This is a genomic window from Marivivens sp. JLT3646, from assembly GCF_001908835.1.
In the GTDB taxonomy this organism is placed as follows: Bacteria; Pseudomonadota; Alphaproteobacteria; order Rhodobacterales; family Rhodobacteraceae; genus Marivivens; species Marivivens geojensis.
Window position 1 is genome coordinate 805,126 of sequence record NZ_CP018572.1, and the last position, 21,770, is coordinate 826,895.

Annotated in this window: 23 protein-coding genes and 1 tRNA gene; 12 read left to right on the forward strand and 12 right to left on the reverse strand. The window is 57.3% G+C overall.

Annotation, left to right across the window (positions count from 1 at the left end):
* The first annotated feature begins 148 nt into the window (after positions 1-148).
* A complete protein-coding gene (locus BSK21_RS04055; protein WP_067549527.1) occupies positions 149-904 on the forward strand; it encodes a hypothetical protein in 756 nt (251 codons plus the stop codon).
* A 54-nt stretch (positions 905-958) separates the two neighbouring features.
* Here BSK21_RS04055 and BSK21_RS04060 read toward each other — a convergent pair whose 3' ends face one another.
* From BSK21_RS04060 to BSK21_RS04085, 6 genes are all read right to left on the reverse strand, one after another.
* Entirely contained in the window at positions 959-3,157 is a 2,199-nt protein-coding gene (locus BSK21_RS04060) for a 3-hydroxyacyl-CoA dehydrogenase NAD-binding domain-containing protein (protein ID WP_067549524.1), read from the reverse strand.
* Between the two features lie 13 nt (positions 3,158-3,170).
* Positions 3,171-4,382 carry an acetyl-CoA C-acetyltransferase gene (locus BSK21_RS04065; protein WP_067549522.1) on the reverse strand — a complete coding sequence of 404 codons (1,212 nt, stop codon included), beginning with the start codon at positions 4,380-4,382 and terminating at the stop codon, positions 3,171-3,173.
* Between the two features lie 10 nt (positions 4,383-4,392).
* Positions 4,393-5,025 carry a glutathione S-transferase family protein gene (locus BSK21_RS04070; RefSeq protein WP_067549519.1) on the reverse strand — a complete coding sequence of 211 codons (633 nt, stop codon included), beginning with the start codon at positions 5,023-5,025 and terminating at the stop codon, positions 4,393-4,395.
* Between the two features lie 286 nt (positions 5,026-5,311).
* The gene (locus tag BSK21_RS04075) at positions 5,312-7,084 is read right to left on the reverse strand and encodes an acyl-CoA dehydrogenase C-terminal domain-containing protein (RefSeq protein ID WP_067549515.1); all 1,773 of its coding nucleotides are present in this window, start codon (positions 7,082-7,084) and stop codon (positions 5,312-5,314) included.
* 38 nt (positions 7,085-7,122) lie between these two features.
* Positions 7,123-7,542 (reverse strand): MerR family DNA-binding transcriptional regulator, encoded by a 420-nt coding sequence (locus BSK21_RS04080; RefSeq protein WP_301547025.1) that lies wholly within the window; start codon positions 7,540-7,542, stop codon positions 7,123-7,125.
* A gap of 199 nt (positions 7,543-7,741) precedes the next feature.
* A complete protein-coding gene (locus BSK21_RS04085) occupies positions 7,742-8,110 on the reverse strand; it encodes a MerR family DNA-binding transcriptional regulator (RefSeq protein ID WP_067549512.1) in 369 nt (122 codons plus the stop codon).
* 136 nt (positions 8,111-8,246) lie between these two features.
* On the opposite strand from BSK21_RS04085, the gene BSK21_RS04090 reads away from it, so the two are divergent.
* From BSK21_RS04090 to BSK21_RS04100, 3 genes are read left to right on the forward strand one after another with little or no spacing between them, the layout of a single operon-like run.
* The gene (locus tag BSK21_RS04090; protein WP_067549510.1) at positions 8,247-8,702 is read left to right on the forward strand and encodes a PaaI family thioesterase; all 456 of its coding nucleotides are present in this window, start codon (positions 8,247-8,249) and stop codon (positions 8,700-8,702) included.
* A complete protein-coding gene (locus tag BSK21_RS04095) occupies positions 8,702-9,202 on the forward strand; it encodes a PaaI family thioesterase (protein WP_067549508.1) in 501 nt (166 codons plus the stop codon). Before BSK21_RS04090 ends, BSK21_RS04095 begins: the two co-directional genes overlap by 1 nt.
* Positions 9,195-10,493, forward strand: coding sequence for an MATE family efflux transporter (locus tag BSK21_RS04100; protein WP_067549505.1), 1,299 nt, complete (start codon positions 9,195-9,197; stop codon positions 10,491-10,493). The genes BSK21_RS04095 and BSK21_RS04100 overlap by 8 nt, the downstream gene beginning before the upstream one ends.
* On the opposite strand, the gene arsC is transcribed toward BSK21_RS04100, so the two are convergent.
* The 3 genes from arsC to BSK21_RS04115 are packed head-to-tail and all read right to left on the reverse strand — an operon-like array spanning position 10,490 to position 12,206.
* Positions 10,490-10,828 (reverse strand): arsenate reductase (glutaredoxin), encoded by a 339-nt coding sequence (gene arsC, locus BSK21_RS04105; protein ID WP_318254754.1) that lies wholly within the window; start codon positions 10,826-10,828, stop codon positions 10,490-10,492. The genes BSK21_RS04100 and arsC overlap by 4 nt on opposite strands.
* Positions 10,825-11,877, reverse strand: coding sequence for a quinone-dependent dihydroorotate dehydrogenase (locus BSK21_RS04110; protein WP_067549500.1), 1,053 nt, complete (start codon positions 11,875-11,877; stop codon positions 10,825-10,827). The genes arsC and BSK21_RS04110 overlap by 4 nt, the downstream gene beginning before the upstream one ends.
* Positions 11,874-12,206 (reverse strand): DUF952 domain-containing protein, encoded by a 333-nt coding sequence (locus tag BSK21_RS04115; RefSeq protein WP_067549498.1) that lies wholly within the window; start codon positions 12,204-12,206, stop codon positions 11,874-11,876. The genes BSK21_RS04110 and BSK21_RS04115 overlap by 4 nt, the downstream gene beginning before the upstream one ends.
* A 169-nt stretch (positions 12,207-12,375) precedes the next feature.
* On the opposite strand from BSK21_RS04115, the gene BSK21_RS04120 reads away from it, so the two are divergent.
* The 3 genes from BSK21_RS04120 to BSK21_RS04130 all read left to right on the forward strand — a co-directional run bounded on the left by BSK21_RS04120 (position 12,376) and on the right by BSK21_RS04130 (position 14,991).
* Positions 12,376-13,938, forward strand: a complete 1,563-nt coding sequence (locus tag BSK21_RS04120; RefSeq protein ID WP_067549496.1) for a bifunctional UDP-sugar hydrolase/5'-nucleotidase — start codon at positions 12,376-12,378, stop codon at positions 13,936-13,938.
* An 85-nt stretch (positions 13,939-14,023) separates the two neighbouring features.
* Positions 14,024-14,332: a DUF1992 domain-containing protein gene (locus tag BSK21_RS04125; RefSeq protein WP_067549494.1), complete on the forward strand. Its 309-nt coding sequence runs from the start codon at positions 14,024-14,026 to the stop codon at positions 14,330-14,332.
* Between the two features lie 11 nt (positions 14,333-14,343).
* Positions 14,344-14,991, forward strand: coding sequence for an SOS response-associated peptidase (locus BSK21_RS04130; protein WP_231924768.1), 648 nt, complete (start codon positions 14,344-14,346; stop codon positions 14,989-14,991).
* Here the strand turns inward: BSK21_RS04130 and BSK21_RS15840 are convergent, their stop codons facing one another.
* Positions 14,992-15,207 carry a hypothetical protein gene (locus BSK21_RS15840; RefSeq protein ID WP_156529566.1) on the reverse strand — a complete coding sequence of 72 codons (216 nt, stop codon included), beginning with the start codon at positions 15,205-15,207 and terminating at the stop codon, positions 14,992-14,994.
* A 325-nt stretch (positions 15,208-15,532) separates the two neighbouring features.
* Here BSK21_RS15840 and BSK21_RS04135 point away from each other — a divergent pair.
* The 4 genes from BSK21_RS04135 (at position 15,533) to BSK21_RS04150 (ending at position 20,147) form a co-directional block, all read left to right on the forward strand.
* Positions 15,533-15,606: transfer RNA gene (locus tag BSK21_RS04135), tRNA-Gly, on the forward strand.
* Between the two features lie 106 nt (positions 15,607-15,712).
* Positions 15,713-17,509, forward strand: a complete 1,797-nt coding sequence (locus BSK21_RS04140; protein WP_074038961.1) for an ABC transporter transmembrane domain-containing protein — start codon at positions 15,713-15,715, stop codon at positions 17,507-17,509.
* 96 nt (positions 17,510-17,605) lie between these two features.
* Positions 17,606-19,498: an acyl-CoA synthetase gene (locus BSK21_RS04145; RefSeq protein ID WP_067549489.1), complete on the forward strand. Its 1,893-nt coding sequence runs from the start codon at positions 17,606-17,608 to the stop codon at positions 19,496-19,498.
* 139 nt (positions 19,499-19,637) lie between these two features.
* On the forward strand, positions 19,638-20,147 hold the full coding sequence (locus BSK21_RS04150) for an alkylphosphonate utilization protein (protein ID WP_067549486.1): 510 nt from the start codon (positions 19,638-19,640) through the stop codon (positions 20,145-20,147).
* 51 nt (positions 20,148-20,198) lie between these two features.
* Here the strand turns inward: BSK21_RS04150 and BSK21_RS04155 are convergent, their stop codons facing one another.
* Together BSK21_RS04155 and hisA are read right to left on the reverse strand one after the other, a co-directional pair.
* The gene (locus tag BSK21_RS04155) at positions 20,199-20,492 is read right to left on the reverse strand and encodes a hypothetical protein (protein WP_067549483.1); all 294 of its coding nucleotides are present in this window, start codon (positions 20,490-20,492) and stop codon (positions 20,199-20,201) included.
* A 29-nt stretch (positions 20,493-20,521) separates the two neighbouring features.
* Complete coding sequence (gene hisA, locus BSK21_RS04160) at positions 20,522-21,244, reverse strand: 1-(5-phosphoribosyl)-5-[(5-phosphoribosylamino)methylideneamino]imidazole-4-carboxamide isomerase (RefSeq protein ID WP_067549480.1); 723 nt, start codon at positions 21,242-21,244, stop codon at positions 20,522-20,524.
* Positions 21,245-21,377: 133 nt separating this feature from the next.
* On the opposite strand from hisA, the gene BSK21_RS04165 reads away from it, so the two are divergent.
* Complete coding sequence (locus tag BSK21_RS04165) at positions 21,378-21,764, forward strand: DUF2147 domain-containing protein (protein WP_067549477.1); 387 nt, start codon at positions 21,378-21,380, stop codon at positions 21,762-21,764.
* The last annotated feature ends 6 nt before the right edge of the window (positions 21,765-21,770 follow it).

The window sequence follows — 21,770 nt, forward strand, 5'->3', positions numbered from 1 at the left end:
TCGCGCACCCATAGAGTGTATTTCGTCAAAATATCGACAAATTTACTGATATTTGCTTTCAAAAGAATAGGGTGTATTAAACCTTCGAGATTTATGATGTATCCCCACGATCAGCAGATAGTGCTATGTTGTTTCGCTGGAGTTTCAAATGGGTTTCCTGTTTCTTCTGTTGGGTGCTGCGGCCGCAAGTGGTCTCGTCATACCTGAGCTAATGGGGCAGACAGACGGTGAAGATGTACCGGCTGACGAACAAACTGACGATTTCGCAGCGACGACCGATCTTTCCAGCTTTTTCGACGATGACATCACGCTCACTAACGAGGGCAGCGCTGATGGCGGCGAAGGTGACGATACCATCGTTGCTGAAACCAACGACGACGAAGATGATTACACCAACGAAGACGTGGTCTACAGCTTTGACATCAGTGGCGGTAACGGCAACGACGATATCACGCTGGACGGCGCTGCAGAACAAGACGGTCTGGACAGCACCAACACAGTTGATGCGGGTGCCGACGACGACACTGTAGAGCTGAAGGGTGATTTCGGGTCGCACGTGGACGAACTTGACCTCGGTGCGGGCGATGACAGCGTAACACTTGGCTACGGTTCGGTCGTTGAAAGCCTGACCTTGGGCGCGGGTGCGGACGAGGTGGTGATGGGCGACATCGCGACTGAGGCAACGATTGAGGACTTTGATCCCGAAGAAGACGTTCTGGTCTTTGATCTGGGTCTGACCCACATCACCGAAGACAACATCGACGACTTCCTTGGCTTCAAAGAAGATGACGACGGTCTGTTGGTCACTGTGACCGACGACTGGAGCGGCGAGATTTATTCGATGGTCTACCTCAAAGGTCTGACCATGGCGGACATTCCCGCGCTGACGTTCGCTTACGCGTAATCGATCAGTTTTCAGATAGAGAAAGGGCGGGGAATTTCCCCGCCCTTTGTTGTTTTAAGCTGCTTGCTCTGCGGCGAAGCGGTTGTAGAACTCTTGGCCCTTATCCGCCATTTCGCGCAGCAACGCGGGGCAGGCAAAGCGGTCGCCGTAGGCTTCGGTCAGTTGATCGCAGACCTCTGCCGCATAGGGCGTGCCGATGATGTCGAGCCAGCTGAACGGGCCGCCAGACCACGGAGCAAAGCCCCAGCCGAGGATCGCGCCCACGTCACCTTCGCGGATGTCTTCGAGAACGCCTTCTTCCAAAGCGCGGACCGCTTCGAGAACCTGAGCGAACAGCAGGCGGTGCTGAACGGTGTGCAGATCAGGCTGTTCGTCTGCCACTGGGTATTTCGCAGCGAGGCCATCCCAGAGACCCTGACGTTTGCCTTTTTCGTCGTAGGCATAGAAGCCAGCGGCAGATTTGCGACCCAGACGGCCTTCGTCGGCCATCCAGAACAGAACCTCGTCCACTGCGCCATCGGGGTAGGCATCGCCCATTGCCGCTTTGGTCGCTTTGGCGATTTTGACGCCGAGGTCGATAGAGGTTTCATCCACCAACTGAAGTGGGCCGAGCGGCATACCGACCAGTTTCGCGGCGTTTTCAATCAATGCAGGTTCAACCCCTTCGGCGACCATACGGATGCCTTCGTTGATGTATGGGATAATGCAGCGGTTCGCGTAGAAGAACCGCGCGTCATTGACCACGATCGGGGTTTTGCGGATCTGACGCACGTAATCGAGAGCCTTAGCTACGGCGCGTTCGCCTGTCGCTTTGCCCTTGATGATCTCAACGAGCATCATTTTCTCAACAGGCGAGAAGAAGTGGATACCTATGAACTGCTCAGGACGCGTGGACGCTTTTGCCAGCATCGAGATTGGCAGGGTCGAGGTGTTGGAGGCAAAGATGCAATCCTCGCCCACGGCAGCCTCAACCTTGGCCGTCACGTCAGCCTTAACGGTCGGGTCTTCGAACACGGCCTCAATAATCAGGTCACAGCCAGAAAGCGCGGCATAATCGGTGGTCGCGGTGATCAGCGACAGAACCTGTTCTTTTTTCTCTGGTGTCGCTTTGCGTTTGGCGATGCCCGCGTCCATGTATTTTTCGGTATAGGCCTTACCACGATCTGCGGCCTCTTGGGTCGCGTCGATGAGGACAACCTCCATGCCTGCCTGAGCCGAGACAAGCGTGATGCCCGCGCCCATCATGCCCGCGCCGATCACGCCGAGTTTTTTGACCTTCTGGTCCTCGACCTTCGGACGGTTCGCGCCCTTTTCCAGTGCTTCTTTATTGATAAAGAGGCTACGGATCATTGCGCCAGAGGAGGGGTTCATCAGAACGTTGGTGAACCAACGCGCCTCGATTTTCAGAGCCGTGTCGAACGGCACCATTGCGCCTTCATAGACGGCAGAGAGCATGGCTTTGGCGGCAGGGTAGACGCCTTGGGTCTTGCCATTCACCATCGCAGAGGCACCAACGTAGGTCATGAAACCAGCAGGGTGATAGGGCGTGCCGCCCGGAATTTTAAAGCCTTTCTGATCCCACGGTTTCACGAGATCAGCATCTTTGGCGTCTAGTACCCATGCCTTGGCTGCGGCCAAGAGGTCCTCGGCTGGCACCACTTCGTCGATGACACCAGCGGCCTTGGCTTTCTTGGGGTCGTTCAGTTTGCCCTCAAGCAACAAGGGCGATGCGGCCATCGCGCCAAGCTTGCGGGACAGACGTGTGGTGCCGCCAGCGCCCGGGAAAATACCAACGAGGATTTCGGGCAGGCCGATTTTGGCTTTTGGGTTATCTGCCGCGAAAATGCGGTGGGTGGACAGTGGCAATTCGAGACCGATGCCAAGAGCGGTGCCGGGGAGGGCAGCGGCCGTCGGTTTGCCACCCTTCTGGGTTTTCGGGTCCATCCCTGCGAGTTCGATTTTGCGCAGGATCGCGTGCATCTGCATGGTGCCTTCAAAGAGGCCCTTAGCGGGATCATCGCCTGCGCTCTCTTTCATCTTGGCGATGACGTTGAGGTCCATGCCGCCCGCAAAGGTATCTTTGCCAGAGGTGATCACGATGCCTTTGACGGCCTCGTCTGCATGGGCCTGATCGATAAGATCAGAGAGATGCGCCAATCCTTCGAGGCTCAGCACGTTCATGGATTTGTTGGGGACATCCCAAGTGATAACGGCGACGCCATCGGCGTCTGTGGTCATGGTGAAATCGGTCATTGTCTTACCTCCCTCAGACGCGTTCGATGATGGTTGCGGCACCCATGCCGGATGCGATGCACAGGGTGGCAAGGCCTGTGCCTTTGCCTGTGCGCTCTAGTTCGTCGAGCAGGGTGCCGATGATGATCGCGCCTGTCGCACCCAAGGGGTGGCCCATCGCAATCGAACCGCCGTTGACGTTGACGACGGACGGATCGACGTTGAACGCCTGCATGAAGCGAAGAACGACCGAAGCGAAGGCTTCGTTCACTTCAAACAGATCAATGTCAGAAATCGACATACCGCTGTCGGCGAGGATCTTTTCGGTTACTGGGACTGGACCTGTGAGCATGATCGTCGGATCGGTCCCGATTTTCGCGGTGGCGCGGATGCGAGCACGCGGTTTCAAGCCATATTTTTCGCCGAACTCTTTGTTGCCGATCAGAACGCCAGCAGAGCCGTCTACGATGCCCGAAGAGTTCCCTGCGTGGTGGATATGATTGATCCGTTCCAGATGCGGGTATTTCATCAGGGCGATTTTGTCGAAACCTGGCATCACTTCGCCCATGTCCTTGAATGACGCCTTGAGCCCGCCGAGCATCTCTGTGGTCGTGCCGGGGCGCATGTATTCGTCATGGTCAAGAATGGTGAGACCGTTTTGGTCGATCACAGGCACCACGGATTTTGCAAAGCGGTTATCGTCCCATGCGGCCTTGGCGCGCCGTTGAGATTCAACCGCGAGCGCGTCTGCGTCCTCACGGCTAAAGCCGTATTCGGTCGCAATGATGTCTGCCGAAATGCCTTGGGGGACAAAATAGGTGTCCATCGCAATCGACGGATCAACGGCAATCGCGGCACCATCACTGCCCATCGCAACGCGGCCCATCATTTCAACGCCGCCTGCGATGTAAGCCATGCCCGCGCCGCCCTTAATCTGGTTCGCGGCAATATTCACGGCTTCCATGCCTGAGGCGCAGAACCGGTTGATGGCAAGGCCCGGGATCGATTGGTCGAGGTCAGAGGCCAAAACCGCAGTCCGCGCCAAACAGCCGCCCTGTTCACCAACTTGGGTCACGTTGCCCCAGATCACATCTTCAACCGCGTGACCGTCTAGGCCATTGCGGGATTTTAGAGCGTTCAGAACATTTGCCGACAGGCGCACGGATGTCACTTCGTGCAGGCTACCGTCTTTGCGGCCTTTGCCCCGCGGCGTTCGGATCGCGTCGTAGATATAGGCTTCGGTCATTCAGTCCTCCTCAGGCCGCAGGAAATGCGCGGCGCATCAAATCGTATGGGTGTTTCCAACCGGGCAGAGCCGCGATGCGGTCGAGCCAACGGTCGATATTGGGATAATCCTTGCGGTCGAACCCAAAGGGTTCGGGGTAATAAAGGTAGGCACAGCAGGACAGATCAGCATTGGTGACAGAGTTGCCAACGATCCAGTCGCGCCCCTCGAGGTGCGTCTCCAGCGTTGCAAAAGCCGCCTTCAGTCGACCGCTGACAAAGCCGATGACCTCTTGCGGGCGTTTCTCCTCGGGTAGGAAATTCATCAGGAACCGCAACATCCCCGCTTGGGACGAGAATTTGTGGTTGTCCCAAAGGACCCAGCGCAGCACCTCAGAGGCCTCGCGGTCGTTTGCGCCGCCGAATTTGCCGGTCTCTTTTGAGAGGTGATCCAAGATCGCGCCCGATTGGGTCAGCACCAATTCGCCATCCACATAAACGGGGCATTCGCCCATCTCGTTCACGGCGCGAAACTCTGGGCTGCGCGATCCGCCTGCGAAGAAATCGACATAAATCGGGTCCCAATCGACCTTGGCCAAGGTCAGAGCGAGTGCCACTTTGTACGAATGGCCGCTCTCCCCAAAACAATAGAGTTGTTTGGTCACTGTCTCGTCCTCCTCAGTTAACCGTAAGCGCCGGGGGTTTTCCACCCCCGGACCCCCGGAGAGTTGTTGCAGCAAGGTGAACTGGCCACCTTTATCTTTTTTTAACGCCACCCTCTTATTCAGACCCCAAGGTACAGGTTGGAGAACCCAGGGCCCTGCAAGGTGAAGCCCTGTGCCGCGTCCTCCGAGAGAATGTCGCGGGCAGGGTGGAACTTTCGTTTCACCTTGCCGTAACAACTCCTGCCGGAGGCTCCGACCGCGGGGAAGGGCGGTGCCAGGTCAAAGTTTAGAACTGCTCTGCTGACAAATCCATGACAGTCTCTGCACCCGTTTCGATGCGGGCCAAATGCATCGCGCAGGCGGGCAGTTGGCGTGCCATGTAGTATTTGCCGGTTGCGATTTTGCTTTCGTAGAACGCGGTGTCGGAAGCGCCATTGTCGAGTGCGGCGTAGGAGGCTGCTGCCATCCGTGTCCACATCAGGCCGAGGCAAACATGACCCATGAGGTGCATGAAGTCGTAGGAGCCCGAGAGAGCGTTATTCGGGTTTTTCATGCCGTTCTGCATGAAATACATGCCCGCCGCTTGCATCTGTTTTGACGCGTTTTTCAGACCTTCGACAAAGGGTTGCATACGCTCATCGGTGTGGGCTTTGCACTCTGCCTTGACCATCTCAAAGAAGGCCATGACGTGTTTGCCACCGTCTTGGGCCAGTTTGCGGCCAACGAGGTCGAGCGCTTGGATGCCGTTTGCGCCTTCGTATATCATAGCAATCCGCGCATCGCGGGCGAATTGGGACATGCCCCATTCTTCGATGTAGCCGTGACCGCCGTAGACCTGCTGGGCTTGTACGGCCATTTCAAAACCTTTGTCGGTTTGGAAGCCCTTGATCACAGGGGTCAGCAGGGACACGAGGCCATCGGCCGCAGCATCGCCAGAACGGTGTGCGCGGTCGATCAGGTTTGCGCCCCAGTAGGTCAATGCCCGCGCGCCTTCGGTAAAGGACTTTTGGTCCATCAGATTGCGGCGGATATCGGGGTGCACGATCAGCGGGTCAGCGGGACCGTTGGGGTTTTCAGCGCCCGTTACAGCGCGCCCCTGCAGACGGTCTTTGGCATAGGCAACCGCATTTTGGTAGGCGGCTTCGGATTGGGCATAGCCCTGAAGGCCTACGCCCAAACGAGCCTCGTTCATCATGGTGAACATGGCGCGCATGCCTTTGTGCGCCTCGCCCACCAGATAGCCCGTTGCACCGTCGTAGTTCATCACGCAAGTCGCGTTGCCGTGGATGCCCATTTTCTCTTCGATCTTACCGACCGAAACCGCGTTGCGGTCGCCAAGCGAACCGTCATCATTCACCATGATTTTGGGCACGATGAAGAGCGAGACGCCTTTGATGCCTTCGGGGCCACCGACGATTTTCGCGAGAACAAGGTGGATGACGTTCTCGGACAGGTCATGGTCACCTGCCGAGATAAAAATCTTTTGGCCTGTGATTTTGTAGCTGCCGTCGTCCTGCGGCTCTGCCTTGGTCCGCATGAGGCCCAGATCGGTGCCGCAATGCGGTTCGGTCAGGTTCATCGTGCCGGTCCAGTCACAGGTAACCATCTTGGGTAGGAATTTCGCCTTTAGCTCGTCCGAGGCGTGGGCGTGGATCGCGGAGTATGCGCCGTGGGTCAGGCCCTGATACATGTTGAAGGCCATATTGGCCGACACGAAGGGTTCCATCACGGCGGTGTTGAACACGTAAGGCAGACCCTGACCGCCGTATTCGGGGTCACAGTCAAGCGCGGTCCAGCCGCCTTCTTTCATTTGGTCAAAGGCCGCCTTGAACCCTGTCGGTGTGCGGATCACACCGTTTTCATAGGTGCAGCCTTCGGTGTCGCCAACCGCGTTCAGCGGGGCCAAAACTTCCGACGCGATTTTGCCAGCTTCTTCGAGCACGGCAGAAGTGAAATCGCGGTCCAGCTCGTCGTATCCTGCGATATCTTGTTCCGAGACCTTCAACAGGTCGTGCAGGACGAATTGGATATCTTTGATGGGGGCGGTGTAGCTGGGCATTGTGCGGTCTTCTCCTCCGGTGGTGTGGGAAGGGCGCCTTAAGCCGCCCGTTCCGCGCGTAATTTCGCCAAATGTTGGCGACCCCATTCGATCTGCTGTCGGAGATCGTCGATGGCGGTTTCCAACTCGGCCTTTTGTTGCTCCATCTCGGCCAGATGTTGTTTGGCCACTTCGTAGGTCTTTACCAGCTGGGTTTCTTGCTGGTCGTCCAGTTCGTAGAGGTCGAGGAGCTGCCGGATTTCTTCCAGCGAGAAACCGAAGCGCTTACCGCGCAGGATCAGTTTCAAGCGGGCCCGATCACGTTTGGTAAACAGGCGTTTTTGCCCGTCACGGATCGGAAACAACAGCTCTTTGGCCTCGTAGAACCGCAAAGTGCGAGGTGTTACGTCGTAGGCGTCACACATCTCGCGGATGGTCATGGTCTGGTTAGTTGTTTCGTTCATGTTCGTCTCACGCATGCGTTGACGTTATGGTAGCGCAATCTGCAAAGACAGTTTCACCATACAAGCCAAGTTTACCAGAACGTAAACGAAACGCTGCGTCATTTTTCAGTATGACGAAAGGTCATTAAAGCTGTCGTCACGTAATGCGAAATAATGTGAGCGTGCGGAATAACAATTTCCACACGTAAGACGCGAATTTTCAATTTGGGGTGGCTTAGCCGAGCGAGGCCAGCGTGTCGTCGCGGAGTGATTCCAGCTCTGCGATGGTTTGTTCGAGCTGCACCTTTTGCTCTGCCAGTTCAGCGAGCTGACCATTTGCCATCTCGACCCAACGGCGCATCTGCGCGTCGGTGCCTTCTTTTTCGTAGATCAAGAGCCACTGACGGATGTCTTCGAGCGAAAAGCCAAAGCGGCGACCACGGAGGATCAGCGTCATTCGGGCGATTTCGCGGGCCCCGTAGAATCGTGACCGACCTTCGCGCAAAGGGGAGATGAGTTCGATATATTCGTAATACCGTAGGGTCCGCGGCGTCACATCGAACTTCGTGCACATTTCTTTGAATGTCAGACGTGTATCCGGCATTTATCTCTCCCTCTTGACTACACTAAGGCGAAAAAAAACGATGGGCAACCGCTCCTGACGCGACGGTAAATCTTCGACCAAGTCTTGCGTGTTTCCTCTGGATCGTGAACCAATGGAGCAACTAAAAGGATTGCCCATGACTGACGAACCTCAACACCATCAAAATCGCAAGGCTCTGCTTGCTGATCAGTTTATCGCGACCCTTCCACACGCCAAAGCCTTGGGGATGCGGATGGTCGCGATAGGCGATGGGATGGCAACGATTGAGATGGATTATGACGAACGGTTCATTGGTGATCCCGAGACGGGCGTGATCCATGGCGGCGCGGTGTCTGCGCTGATGGACACGTGTGGTGGGGCGGCTGTGATGAGCCATCCGTCTTGTGCAGGTGGAACCGCCACGTTGGATTTGCGGATTGATTACATGCGCCCAGCGACCCCAGGTCAAAAAATCACAGCGACGGCAGAATGCTATCACGTGACCCGCAGCGTGGCTTTTGTGCGGGCAACTGCCACGGACGAAGACACAGCGCGGCCTGTGGCGACGGCGACGGGGGCTTTCACGGTCGACGGCAGTAAGGGGGGCAAGTGATGCGCAAACCAGAACCCGTTCAAGTGATCAAACAACGCCGTGATGCGGCCTTGGAAAAGCTGATCAGTGGCGTGCCCTATATCCAGTTCCTCGGCATCCAGTTTGACCGCCGTGGCGACGAATTGACCGCCGTGCTGCCGTTTGACGACAAACTAATCGGAAACCCGATATTGCCAGCGATCCACGGCGGCGTGACGGCTGCGTTTCTTGAAACCACGGCGCTGATCGAATTGGCGTGGGGGATGATGTGGCAAGAGATCGAGAGCGGTTCGGCTCCTGATTTCCAAATGGGTGATGCGCCGATCCGTTTGCCAAAGACCATCGATTTCACAGTGGATTATCTGCGCTCTGGTCTGCCGCGCGATGCCTACGCACGGGCAACGATCAACAGGTCAGGCCGCCGCTACGCGAGCGTTCATGTGGAAGGCTGGCAGGACAATCGGTCGCGTCTCTTTGCGCAGGCCACAGGGCATTTCCTCATGCCGTCCAGCAATGGCTGACCTGAGCCATCGGCGCATCCTCAAGATCGCCGTTCCTATCGTCCTTGCCAATGTGACCGTCCCTTTGCTGGGGTTGGTGGATACGGGTGTAGTTGGTCAATTGGGCGCGGCAGAGCCTATCGGTGCTGTGGCCATAGGCGCGATGATCCTCACCTCTATCTACTGGGTGTTCGGGTTTCTGCGTATGGGCACTACGGGCCTCACGAGCCAAGCCATCGGGGCAGGGCACGCGGGCGAGGTTTCGGCGCTGCTTTTTCGCGGGCTGCTTTTGGGTGGTGGATTTGGGGCGGTCATCATCCTTTTGCAAATGCCCATCTTTGCGCTCTCGCTCTATTTCTCACCGGGGAGTGTAGGTGTAGAGGCGCTGGCCCATGATTATATGTCGGTGCGTGTGTGGTCCGCGCCTGCGGCGATCGCGCTCTATGCGGTGAACGGCTGGCTGATCGCGGCAGAGCGGACGCGGGCGGTGCTCCTCCTACAGATCGTGATGAACGGGACGAACATCCTGCTTGATGTTTTGTTCGTGTTGGGTCTCGGCTGGGGTGTCGCTGGCGTTGCGGGGGCGACCTTTATCGCGGAATGGCTAGGTTTGGCGCTGGGCCTATGGCTCTGCCGTGATGCACTGCGGACGAGGGTCGGTTGGCCTGCGATCCTCGACCCCGCGCGGCTAAAGAATATGGCGGCGGTCAACACCGATATTCTGATCCGCTCGTTGGGGCTGCTCGCGGTTTTTGTGCTGTTCATTTTTTGGGGCGCTGGGTTTGGCGACGTGCCGTTGGCCGCGAACCAAGTGCTGTTGCAGTTCACTTCTGTCACGGCGTTTGCCTTGGACGGGTTTGCTTTTGCTGCGGAAACGCTGGTGGGCAAGGCCTTTGGGCGGCGCAATCCGTCAGAGCTGCGTCAAGCTGCGTTGCGCAGTTCGGCGTGGGGGCTGGGGGCATCGGTCCTGATGGCGGTAGGGTTCTGGCTGGGCGGCGGCACGATCATCGACATTTTGACCACCGCACCTGATGTGCGCGAGGAAGCGCGGATTTACCTGCCGTACATGGCAGTTGCGCCGATCCTTGGCCTGCCTGCGTTCATGTTTGACGGCATTTTCATCGGGGCAACCCGCAGTCGCGATATGCGCAATATGAGTATCTTGTCGCTGGGTTTCTATCTGGTTGCTGCACTGACGCTGATGCCGGTCTTTGGTAACCACGGACTCTGGATGGCGATGATGGTCAGCTATTGCGCGCGGGGGCTAACGCTTGCGATCCGCTACCCCGCACTGGAACGTGCAGCTGTCTAAAGGATCGCGAGCACGTTTTCGGGCGGACGGCCAAGTGCCGCGCGGCCATTCGAAAATACGATGGGGCGTTCGATCAGTTTGGGATGGGCAGCCATCGCGTCAATCAGTTGATCGTCGTCGGCATTCGCAAGTTCAAGGTCCTTGAACAGCGCCTCTTTGTGCCGCACCAATTCGCCCGCCGTGAGGCCCAATGTGGCGAGGGCCGAGCGCAGTTCATCAGCCGTAGGCACATCGTCGAGATAGTGACGAACCTCTGGCGTGATCCCTTTGTCGGTCAAAAGAGCGAGCGTCTCGCGGCTCTTGCTGCAGCGGGGATTGTGCCAGATGGTGATCACGTCCAGTCGCCCCGTCCCGTGCCGACAGCATCCGCAACATTGGCAAAACCGTCGCGGACCAGAAGTGCGTCCAGGCCCCGTGCGATGTCATCCGCGAGGCTTATGCCGCCGTAGACCAGCGCGGTGTAGAGCTGCACGGCAGACGCGCCCGCGCGGATTTTTTGATAGGCTTGTTCAGCGCTACCAACACCGCCGACACCAATAATAGGAAGGGTGGTCAGGCCCGACAGACGCGCCAGCAGGCGGGTCGATTTTTCAAAGACGGGCTGCCCCGAAAGGCCGCCTTTTTCGTCTTTATGCGCGCTGCGCAGACCATCCCGCGACAGTGTTGTGTTCGTCGCGATGATCCCCGCGATGCCAGAGGCATTGGCGACCTCAGCTACGTCGTCGAGTTCTTCGTGGGTCAGATCAGGTGCGATCTTGAGGAAGATCGGCAGCGGTTTTGCCAAACCGGCGTTCGTCTCAATCACGCCAGCCAAGAGCGCGGCGAGCGCATCCTTGCCCTGCAGATCGCGCAGCTTTTCGGTGTTCGGACTCGACACGTTGACCGTTGCGAAATCGAGATGGGCACCGCAGCGGGCCAGAACGCGAGCGAAATCTGCTGCGCGGTCTTCGCTGTCTTTGTTGGCGCCTAGATTGAGGCCGATGATGCCACCACGCGGTCGATTGGCGAGGCGGGTCGCGGCGGCCTCCATGCCTTCGTTGTTAAAGCCAAAACGGTTGATCGCGGCTTGATCCTCGGTGAGGCGGAAGAGGCGGGGTTTTGGATTGCCCGGCTGCGGGCGCGGCGTGATCGCGCCGACCTCTACAAAGCCGAAGCCGCATTTCGCCAAAGCGTGCAGCGCGGTCGCGTTTTTATCAAACCCAGCGGCCAGACCGACAGGGTTCGGCAGCGACATGCCAGCCACCGTGGTCGAAAGGCGTGGCGTGCTGAACGGGCCAGCCTTGGGACCGAGGCCGAGGTTCAGTGATTTCAGAGCAAGGCCATGTGCCACTTCGGGGTCGGTGGAGCGCAGGACGCGCATCCCGATTTGTTCAAGTAGGGTCATGCGAGCTCCGGAAACTGATGAACGCCGTCAACGAGCGGTAGGGGTTTGTCCCATAAAATATCGGCCATCCGCAGCGGGCGGTAGAGATGCGGGAACAACTGACCACCGCGCGAGGGTTCCCAGACCAGCGGATCTAGGCTGTCAGCCTCAAGCGCGAGAAGGACCAGACCATCCTCGCCAGCGAAGTGTTTCGCGGCGGTTTCTTGGGCCTGTTCAGCGGTGGAAAAATGCACATAGCCGTCGATCACATCGATCGGCGCACCGAGGGTTTCGCCCTTGGCCTGCAGCTCTGCCCACTCTGGGGCGCGGAAGATTTTGTAGATCAGCATGGCGCGGTGATGCCTTTGTCCCCCGATTTGGTCAAGAGTGCATCAATTTCGGGCAGGCATCTGACACCAGCTTGTTACGTGGCGGTAATAGGTCGACAGGATGCAGGCAATATTTGACTCAATAGTCAGTTCTGCCCAAGCTGATCGAATATCAACCAGGGGGATCCCAATGATTACACGTATTCTAGCATCGTCTTGTGCTCTTGCGCTGTATGCCGGCGCTGCAATGGCGGATTATTCGCTGACCATTTTGCACACGAACGACTTCCACGCTCGCTTTGAACCGATCAGCAAATATGATTCGACCTGCTCTGCAGAGGACAACACCGCGGGTGATTGTTTCGGCGGCACCGCGCGTCTGGTGACGGCAGTGGCCGAGGCTCGTGCTCGGTCGAACAACTCGATCCTCGTTGATGGTGGCGACCAATTCCAAGGCACGCTGTTCTACACCTTCTATAAGGGCGCGATGGCGGCGGAGTTCATGAACCTCTTGGGCTACGACGGTATGACCGTTGGTAACCACGAATTCGACGATGGCCCCGAAGTTCTGCGCGGCTTTATGGACAGCGTTGAGTTCCCCGTGCTGATGTCGAACGCAGATTTCTCGGGCGAAGCACTGCTGTCGGACAAACTGTTGAAGTCCACAGTGATCGAGCGCGGTGGCGAAAAGATCGGCCTGATCGGTTTGACACCACATGACACCGATGAATTGGCCAGCCCCGGTCCGAACGTGATCTTCACCGATCCTGTGGATGCTGTTCAGGGCGAAGTGGATAAACTGACCGCTGAGGGTGTGAACAAGATTATCGTTCTGTCCCACTCCGGCTATTCGGTGGACCAACGCGTTGCGGCTGAAACCACGGGTGTAGACGTGATCGTAGGTGGTCACACGAATACCCTCTTGGGCGAGATGGACAACGCCGAAGGTCCGTATCCGACGATGGTGAACAATACCGCGATTGTGTCGGCCTATGCCTACGGCAAGTTCCTTGGCGAACTGAATGTCACCTTTGACGACGACGGCAACCTGACCGAGGCTTCGGGTCAACCGATCCTGATCAACGGCGAAGTTGCAGAAGATGCGGCGGTTGTCGCGCGTATCGGTGAACTGGCTCAGCCGCTCGAAGAAGTGCGTAATCGCGTTGTGGCCGAAACCGCGGCCGAAATCGTTGGTGTGCGTGAAGACTGCCGTGCGCGTGAATGTGCGATGGGGTCGTTGATCTCGGACGCGATGCTGGCACGTGTTGCGGATCAAGGCATCCAGATCGCAATCCAGAACGGTGGCGGTATTCGCGCGTCTATCGACGCTGGTCCTGTCACCATGGGGGAAGTGCTGACCGTTCTGCCGTTCCAGAACACTCTTTCGACATTCCAAGTGTCGGGTGAGACGATGGTTGCGGCGCTCGAAAACGGTGCGAGCCAGTGGGAAGAAGGCGCAGGCCGTTTCCCTCAGGTTGCAGGCATGAGCTTTACCGTTGATCCGTCGAAACCAGCGGGCGAACGTTTGTCGGACGTGATGGTTGCAGGTGCGCCGATTGATCCGGCTGCGACTTACGGTGTTGTGTCAAACAACTACGTGCGCAATGGCGGCGACGGCTATGGTATGTTTGTAGACGCGTCGAACGTCTATGACTTTGGCCCTGACCTCGCCGATGTTCTGGCTGAATACCTTGCCGCTCAATCGCCGTTCACACCATATACCGACGGTCGTATCACGGTTGTTGGCGAATAATTCCCGTCACATCGTGTAAATCATTGGCCCCTGCCGCATGCGGCGGGGGCTTTTCGTTTGCGGGGTAGGGTGGCACACTGCGGCTATGGACCACCCCTTGCTCGACCTTATCAACGCCCGCATTGCCGAAGCGGAAAAAGACGGTGCCTTTGACAACCTCGAAGGCGCGGGAAAGCCGTTGCCGCCCTGTGATGATCCCGAAAATGCGCTGATCAATCGGGTGATCCGCGAAAACGGCGCCGTGCCAGAGTTCGTCAGTTTGGGTCGTGAATTGCGTAAACTGCGCGAAGAATTGGCTGAAGAGACAGACCGCACGCGGCGGCATCAGTTGCTCAAGGATATGTCGATGCTCGAGGCGCGAATTGACCTGTCACGTAAGGCTTTCACCCGCTGATGTGTGGGCGCATGGCCATCACGCTGCCGCATGATGCGATGGCGCAGATGTTCTCTGCGGCAAAGTCCAACACATTGCCCTCGGATGAACCGAACTGGAACGTTTGTCCGACAACCACGATTGCGGCTGTGACCAGTCACGATAACGTGCGGCATTTGCGGCCGATGCGCTGGGGGTTCATTCCGACGTGGTATGACAAACCGAACGGCGGCCCACTGTTGATCAATGCCCGCGCCGAAACCATCGCGGAAAAACCCGCGTTTCATGAGGCGTGTCGGCATAGGCGATGCTTGATCGCTGCAGATGGATTTTATGAATGGCACCGCGATGGCGATACGCCGCTGCCCTATTGGGTGACGCGAACCGATGGTGCACCGATGGTGTTTGGGGGGATTTGGCAAAACTGGGGGGATCAGGCGACATGCGCGATTGTCACCACCGATGCCAATGCGGATATGGCGCCGATCCACCATCGTCTACCATTGATCCTGCCGCCCGATGACTGGGCGCTATGGCTGGGCGAAGCGGGGCACGGGGCGGCAAAATTGATGACACCCGCCAAAGAAGGGGTCCTTTCCCTTCGGCGGGTGTCCAAAGCCGTCAATTCGAATCGTGCGACAGGACCGGAACTGATCGAGCCACTGATCGAAGACGAATGATCAGTTGTTACCGCTGGTCGTCGTGGTGTCCGGTGCCTCTTCGATCGGGGGTTCATCAAAGCTGAACGCGCCATGCTGCTCTTCATCGGCCAGAGAAGACGTGAATTCTAGCACCGTGCCTTCATTCACTTGCATGAGAAAGGTCTCACCCTTTTCCAGCGAAGGGCTGGTCCATTGAACGATCTGGCTGTCCTCAAAGGGGATGGCGCTGATCACACGGGCGTTGTCGGCCTGATTGTTGAACTGTACGACCTCGCCCGGATCAACATAGGTGGTGAGGGGAAAAAAAAACCGAAATCGGTAATCACCACGGTTTGATACTGATGTTCAGTATCGGCGTTCAGCATAGTTGCAGTCGACAGAACCGCCACCGATGCGAGCATAGCAATGCGAAGCATCATCGCCTCCATAAATGAAATACGCTCCCATTCGGAGCATCACGTATACGATTAAGTAGGTAATTCGGCAGAAATAAGGCGCGAAAAAGGCTGAAAACTGCGTCTTGAACTTCCCCCAAAGGCTGGACTATATGGTTCTGCACGCGGGTGTTGTGTAATGGTAAGACCTCAGCCTTCCAAGCTGATGACACGGGTTCGATTCCCGTCACCCGCTCCAAAATCTCCTCAGTTTCGGTCCTTATAGTCTTTTGCGGCAACCCTGCGCTTGTGATTGCGCGTTGTGGTCAGTATCAACCCGACAACGACTTTGAAGGCGAGGATTCATGGCAAAGGCACCAATTGACGTGGCGGGACAAGACCGCGCCCGATCCAAACGTGTTTCAGCACTTGGTGGGTTGTGGCCCTTTATACGGCCGTACCGTCTGATGGTCCTTGCGGCCTTTGTGGCGCTGTCGGTGACGGCGATGATTTCGTTGATCCTGCCTTTGGCCGTGCGTCGTGTGGTTGACAACTTTGAAGGCGGCACATCGCCCCTGTTGAACCAATATTTCGGCGCCGCCTTGATCATCGTTGCGCTTTTGGCGATGGGCACAGCGGTGCGCTACTACCTTGTGACCCGTTTGGGCGAACGTGTGGTTGCCGACATCCGCGAAGCCGTGTTCGACCGCATGGTCGGCATGAGCCCATCGTTCTACGAAAATATCATGACGGGCGAAGTGCTGAGCCGCATTACAACGGACACCACATTGATCCTATCGGTGATCGGGTCGTCCGTGTCAGTCGCGCTGCGCAACGTGTTTGTGTTCGTTGGTGGTATGGTTCTGTTGATGATGACATCGGCGAAATTGACGGGGTTGGTTTTGCTGATCGTCCCTGCAGTCATCGTGCCGATCGTCGTTTTGGGCCGCCGTTTGCGCCAGTTGGGCCGCGAAAACCAAGACTGGATCGCTAATTCGTCGGGCTCTGCATCGGAGGCGCTATTGTCGGTGCAGACCGTTCAGGCCTTCACCCAAGAGGACCGCACTCGCGAGAAATTCCGCAAAGTGACAGAGCAGAGCTTTGCCAGCGCAAAGCGCCGCATCCTGACCCGCGCGATGATGACGATGATCGTTATTTTCCTGATCTTCTCGGGCGTTGTTGGTGTCTTGTGGATCGGTGCGCGTGACGTTGGCGCGGATCAGATGTCGGTCGGCGAACTGGTTCAGTTTGTCATCTACGCTGTAATGGTGGCTGGTGCCGTTGGAGCACTGACCGAGATTTGGGGCGAACTTCAGCGAGCCGCCGGAGCGACCGAGCGGTTGATCGAACTTCTGAATGCGAACGATAGCGTGACCGATCCGGCGCAGGCTGTGGCGACACCGAAGATGGAAAAGGGCCAGATCTCATTCGAGGATGTGACGTTCTTCTATCCGTCCCGTCCGAATGCACCTGCGCTCAATGCGATCAGCCTTGATGTGGCTCCGGGTGAAACCGTGGCATTGGTCGGCCCGTCTGGGGCGGGGAAATCGACGATTATTCAACTGCTCTTGCGGTTCTATGATCCGAACAGTGGCGCGATCAAGTTGGACGGCGTTGACCTTCGGAACATGACCCGTGCAGACTTCCGTCAGCAGATCGCTTTGGTGCCTCAAGACGCGGTCATCTTTGCCGATACGGCGCGTGAAAACATCCGTTTTGGCCGTCCGTCGGCAACAGATGCTGAGGTTGAGGCCGCTGCGAAGGCAGCCGCCGCACATGATTTCTTGACCGCATTGCCTGAAGGCTACGATACCTATGTCGGTGAACGTGGCGTGATGCTGTCGGGTGGTCAAAAGCAGCGCATCGCGATTGCACGCGCGATCCTTCGTGACGCGCCGATCCTCTTGTTGGACGAGGCGACATCGGCACTTGATGCTGAAAGCGAACGTCTGGTGCAGGCTGCCGTCGATGAATTGGCAAGCACTCGCACCACGCTGATTATCGCGCACCGTTTGGCGACTGTGAAAAAGGCCGACCGCATTGTGGTGTTCGAAGACGGTCAGATCGTCGCCATCGGCACGCATGACGCGCTGGTCGCCGAGGGCGGGCTCTACGCGCGTCTTGCACGACTTCAGTTTACCGACGGTATCGCTGCGGAATAATCGCATTTTCGCAGCGTCATACTTGCGTTCAGGGGGGGGCATACCCCATCTTTCCTGTTAATCGCGCTTCACATGCGCACAAGGGGAGGAGACGGCATGACCTATGCCACACTAGCGGACCGTGCCGCGATCATGGCTGAAAAGCCGTGGGAAGATCGTAATCAGCCAAAGACAATGTATGAATTGTTGCACCGGACCACCACTGCTCATGGTGGCCGTCCTGCTGTGACCTTCCAAATGTTCTCTGATCCCGATGCGCCAGCGGAAACGCTGTCGTGGTCGGAATTGCATGACCAAACCTGCCGCACGGCGAACCTGTTCCGTAGTCTAGGCGTCGGTGAAAATGATGTTGTGGCCTATCTCATGCCCAACAGCACAGAAACGGTACTAACCTATCTTGGCGGGCAGATTGCGGGCATCGTGAACCCGATCAATCCGCTTCTCGACGCTGAACACATCGGTGGTATCCTGCGCGAAACGGGCGCAAAGGTTCTCGTGACGCTTCGGGCCTTCCCAAAGACTGACATCGCGCAAAAAGCAGCCGAGGCGGTCAAGCTGGCGCCGAACGTAAAGACCGTCGTTGAAGTGGATTTGCTGCGCTATATGACCGGCCTGAAAAAGCTGATCATTCCGCTGATCCGCCCAAAGGTGCCTGTATCGCACAACGCGAAAGTCATCGATTTCAATAAGTCGATTGCCAAGCAACCGACCAAACTGACCTTTGCTGACAGCACAGGCGACCGCGTTGCAGCCTATTTCCATACGGGCGGTACGACGGGTCTGCCAAAGATCGTGCAGCACAAATATTCGGGCATCATCTACAACGCGTGGCTGGGTGACAGGTTGCTGTTCAAACCCGAAGACGTGCAAATCTGTCCGCTTCCACTGTTCCACGTGTTCGCGACGATTGTGTCGCTCGGTGCGTCACTTGGTTCTGGTGCTCATTACGTGCTGCCGACCCCTGCGGGCTATCGTGGCGACGGCGTGTTCGATAACTTCTGGAAGCTGATCGAACGGCATAAGGTGACGTTTATGATCACCGTGCCCACTGCGATTGCGGCCCTGATGCAGCGTCCTGTGAATGCGGATATTTCATCCCTGCAGCTCGCCTTCTGTGGCTCTGCACCACTGCCAGTGGAGCTGTATAAACGGTTCGAACAATCGGCCAAGGTCACCATCTGCGAAGGCTACGGCCTGACCGAGGCAACCTGCCTTGTGTCGATCAACCCACCTGATGGCGAAAAGAAAATCGGGTCTATCGGCTTCCCGTTCCCCTACACTGACGTGAAGATTTTCGACCACGTCACGCATGAGGAATGCGGCACCGATCAAATCGGCGAGATTTGCCTCTCCAGCCCAGGTGTGAACATGGGCGCGACCTATACCGAGGCAGCCAAGAACGCAGACCTTTATTATCCAGGTGATCTGGGGCCGACCCAATACCTACGGACGGGCGACTTGGGCCGCATTGATGCGGACGGCTATCTCTGGATCACGGGCCGCGCAAAAGACCTCATCATCCGTTCGGGCCACAACATCGATCCCGCCGAGATCGAAGAGGCGCTAGCAGGCCACCCGAAAATCGCCTTTGCGGGCGCGATTGGTCAGCCTGACAGCTACGCGGGCGAACTACCTTGCGCTTATGTCGAATTGATCGACGGGGCAGAGGCGACGGTCGAGGAACTCATGGCCTTTGCCAAAGAGAAAATCCACGAACGTGCAGCGCATCCGAAGCATCTAGAGATTTTGGATGAACTGCCGAAAACGGCGGTCGGTAAGATCTTTAAACCCGATCTGCGGAAACGTGCGATCACCCGCGTCTATAACGAGGCTTTGGCGGCTGCGGGTCTTGCCGCAGAAGTGGTCGAAGTGGTCGAGGACAAAAAGCTGGGCTTGGTCGCTAAACTGGCTCGCACGGGCGAGGTTGATGACGAGGCTGTCGCGACCTGCCTTGGTGCGCATACCCGTCCGTGGGCGTGGGCCGCGTAAATATCGATACGTGTTGATAGAACAGAATGGCAGCGTCGATCCGTCGACGCTGCCATTTTCGTTTTTACGGGCTGAAACGGTAGACTTGGGGCATGAAGGGGCAGATAAGCGGCGCAAGTTTTAGAAAAAGGATGTCATTATGACTTGCGAGTTTTGCGGTGCCGCTGACACCACCGAAGTCACCATTTCTCCCCGTGAGGATACCATTGCGCTCTGTGCGACCTGCGCTGAAGGTCTGTCGGGCGCCCCGACCGATGCCCCGCATTGGCAGTGTTTGAACGGTGCGATTTGGTCTGAAACCCCAGCGGTTCAGGTTGCAGCTTTCCGCGTGCTCAAAGCCCTGGATGCGGCTTGGGCGAATGACGTGCTCGATGGTGTTTACCTTGATCCAGAAGTTCAAGCATGGGCTGAGGCTGGCATTTCTGAGGTGAGCGACGTTGTCCACAAAGACAGCAACGGCACCGTTCTGGCGAACGGCGACACGGTGACCTTGATCAAGGATCTTCCAGTGAAGGGTGCGGGCTTTACCGCGAAACGTGGCACGGCTGTGCGGAACATTTCGCTGGTGCCTGATAACGCGGGCCATATCGAAGGCCGCGTTGAGGGTCAGCGGATCGTGATCCTGACCCAATTCGTCAAAAAGAACTAAGGGATCGTGGGGGCAGTGCCCCCACATCTAACCTTTGGGCAAGGGTCGCGCTCAGCGCTTTGCGGCGCGACGTCTGAGCATGATGAAATGGATGATCACCGTCAGGAGCAAGCCACCGGAGAGTAAGGCGGCCAGTGGAAGTGTCACGATCAGCATCCAACCCGAGAGGCTCCACCCCGCAAGTGTCGGTCCCCAATCGTAACCGCCGACAACACACGGGAATGTCGCGTTTTCAGTGACTGTGCAGCCGTGTTTGTCGGCAAACCATCCAACCCAAGTCAGCACTACGATAGGGCTTAGGCACAGGGCGATCAACGTGATCCATATGCCGTAGAGCCATCGCATTTAGGTGCGGCCTTTGTTGGCTGGGCCAATCACCCCTTCAACACTTTCAGCGCTTCGCCCAGATCAATTGCGCCGTCATAGAGCGCGCGGCCAGAGATCGCGCCGTTCAGTGCTGCGCCGCAGTTTTTCAGGTTCCGCAGATCGTCGAGCGAGGACACGCCGCCAGAGGCGATCACTGGGATCGACATGGCGTTGGCCAGTTCTGCTGTGGCTTCGACGTTCGGGCCTTGCATCGCGCCGTCACGGTTAATGTCGGTGTAGATGATGGCCGACACGCCTGCGTCCTCGAAGGAGCGGGCGAGATCGATGACGTTGACGTTGGTTTCTTCGGCCCAACCTTTGGTCGCGACCTTGCCGTTGCGGGCATCGATACCGACGGCGACGTGACCGGGGAAGGCCTTGCAGGCTTCGCGCACCAGATCAGGGTTTTCGACCGCGACGGTGCCGAGGATCACGCGGGTCAGGCCCTTATCGAGCCAGCGTTCGATTGTTGCCATGTCGCGGATACCACCACCGAGCTGGGCAGGGACCTTGCACTGTTTGAGGATTTCTTCGACGGGGGCCGCGTTCACGGGTTCACCCGCAAAGGCGCCGTTAAGGTCTACGAGGTGCAGCCATTCGCAGCCAGCGTTCACGAACTCCAGCGCTTGAGCCGCGGGGTTTTCGTTGAAAACCGTCGCTTGATCCATCTCGCCTTTGTAAAGGCGCACGGCATTGCCGTCTTTGAGGTCGATAGCAGGATAGAGGATCATAGCGGGCACCCGTTTGTCTGTTTGCCTGTCCTTAACCACGCAGAGGCCAGAATTGCAACGAACCCAACGTCAGACTTGATTGGAATCGGTCATGATGAGCAGGCTGATCGCAACGAGAACATGGGAGGAAGACATGAAGACACTCGCACTGGCAGCAATTGCTGCACTGGGATTTGCAGGCGCGGCGCTGGCCGATCCGCTTGAGGGAACGTGGCGCACGGTTGCAGATGATAACGGCAACTCTGGCCTGATTTCGGTTGCACCCTGTGGTGATCAACTCTGTGGAACGATGATCAAGTCGTTCGATAGCACGGGCGCAGAAATGGCATCCGAGAACATCGGCCGTCAGATCATCTATGAAACCGTTTCGAACGGCGATGGCAGTTATTCTGGCAAGATTTGGGCCCCAGACCGCGATAAGGTGTATAACTCTAAACTGGTGCTGAGCGGTGATACGCTTGAGGTGAACGGATGCGTTCTCATGATCTGTCGCAACGGCGGCACGTGGATGCGTCAGTAAAAACGA

What these genes read in the sequence shown, in the direction of transcription:
- BSK21_RS04055 (WP_067549527.1), top strand. Translation starts at nt 149, where the DNA reads ATGGGTTTCCTGTTTCTTCTGTTGGGTGCTGCGGCCGCAAGTGGTCTC.
- BSK21_RS04060 (WP_067549524.1), bottom strand. Translation starts at nt 3,157, where the DNA reads ATGACCGATTTCACCATGACCACAGACGCCGATGGCGTCGCCGTTATC.
- BSK21_RS04065 (WP_067549522.1), bottom strand. Translation starts at nt 4,382, where the DNA reads ATGACCGAAGCCTATATCTACGACGCGATCCGAACGCCGCGGGGCAAA.
- BSK21_RS04075 (WP_067549515.1), bottom strand. Translation starts at nt 7,084, where the DNA reads ATGCCCAGCTACACCGCCCCCATCAAAGATATCCAATTCGTCCTGCAC.
- BSK21_RS04080 (WP_301547025.1), bottom strand. Translation starts at nt 7,542, where the DNA reads ATGCGTGAGACGAACATGAACGAAACAACTAACCAGACCATGACCATC.
- BSK21_RS04085 (WP_067549512.1), bottom strand. Translation starts at nt 8,110, where the DNA reads ATGCCGGATACACGTCTGACATTCAAAGAAATGTGCACGAAGTTCGAT.
- BSK21_RS04090 (WP_067549510.1), top strand. Translation starts at nt 8,247, where the DNA reads ATGACTGACGAACCTCAACACCATCAAAATCGCAAGGCTCTGCTTGCT.
- BSK21_RS04095 (WP_067549508.1), top strand. Translation starts at nt 8,702, where the DNA reads ATGCGCAAACCAGAACCCGTTCAAGTGATCAAACAACGCCGTGATGCG.
- BSK21_RS04100 (WP_067549505.1), top strand. Translation starts at nt 9,195, where the DNA reads ATGGCTGACCTGAGCCATCGGCGCATCCTCAAGATCGCCGTTCCTATC.
- BSK21_RS04110 (WP_067549500.1), bottom strand. Translation starts at nt 11,877, where the DNA reads ATGACCCTACTTGAACAAATCGGGATGCGCGTCCTGCGCTCCACCGAC.
- BSK21_RS04115 (WP_067549498.1), bottom strand. Translation starts at nt 12,206, where the DNA reads ATGCTGATCTACAAAATCTTCCGCGCCCCAGAGTGGGCAGAGCTGCAG.
- BSK21_RS04120 (WP_067549496.1), top strand. Translation starts at nt 12,376, where the DNA reads ATGATTACACGTATTCTAGCATCGTCTTGTGCTCTTGCGCTGTATGCC.
- BSK21_RS04125 (WP_067549494.1), top strand. Translation starts at nt 14,024, where the DNA reads ATGGACCACCCCTTGCTCGACCTTATCAACGCCCGCATTGCCGAAGCG.
- BSK21_RS04130 (WP_231924768.1), top strand. Translation starts at nt 14,344, where the DNA reads ATGGCCATCACGCTGCCGCATGATGCGATGGCGCAGATGTTCTCTGCG.
- BSK21_RS04140 (WP_074038961.1), top strand. Translation starts at nt 15,713, where the DNA reads ATGGCAAAGGCACCAATTGACGTGGCGGGACAAGACCGCGCCCGATCC.
- BSK21_RS04145 (WP_067549489.1), top strand. Translation starts at nt 17,606, where the DNA reads ATGACCTATGCCACACTAGCGGACCGTGCCGCGATCATGGCTGAAAAG.
- BSK21_RS04150 (WP_067549486.1), top strand. Translation starts at nt 19,638, where the DNA reads ATGACTTGCGAGTTTTGCGGTGCCGCTGACACCACCGAAGTCACCATT.
- BSK21_RS04155 (WP_067549483.1), bottom strand. Translation starts at nt 20,492, where the DNA reads ATGCGATGGCTCTACGGCATATGGATCACGTTGATCGCCCTGTGCCTA.
- hisA (WP_067549480.1), bottom strand. Translation starts at nt 21,244, where the DNA reads ATGATCCTCTATCCTGCTATCGACCTCAAAGACGGCAATGCCGTGCGC.
- BSK21_RS04165 (WP_067549477.1), top strand. Translation starts at nt 21,378, where the DNA reads ATGAAGACACTCGCACTGGCAGCAATTGCTGCACTGGGATTTGCAGGC.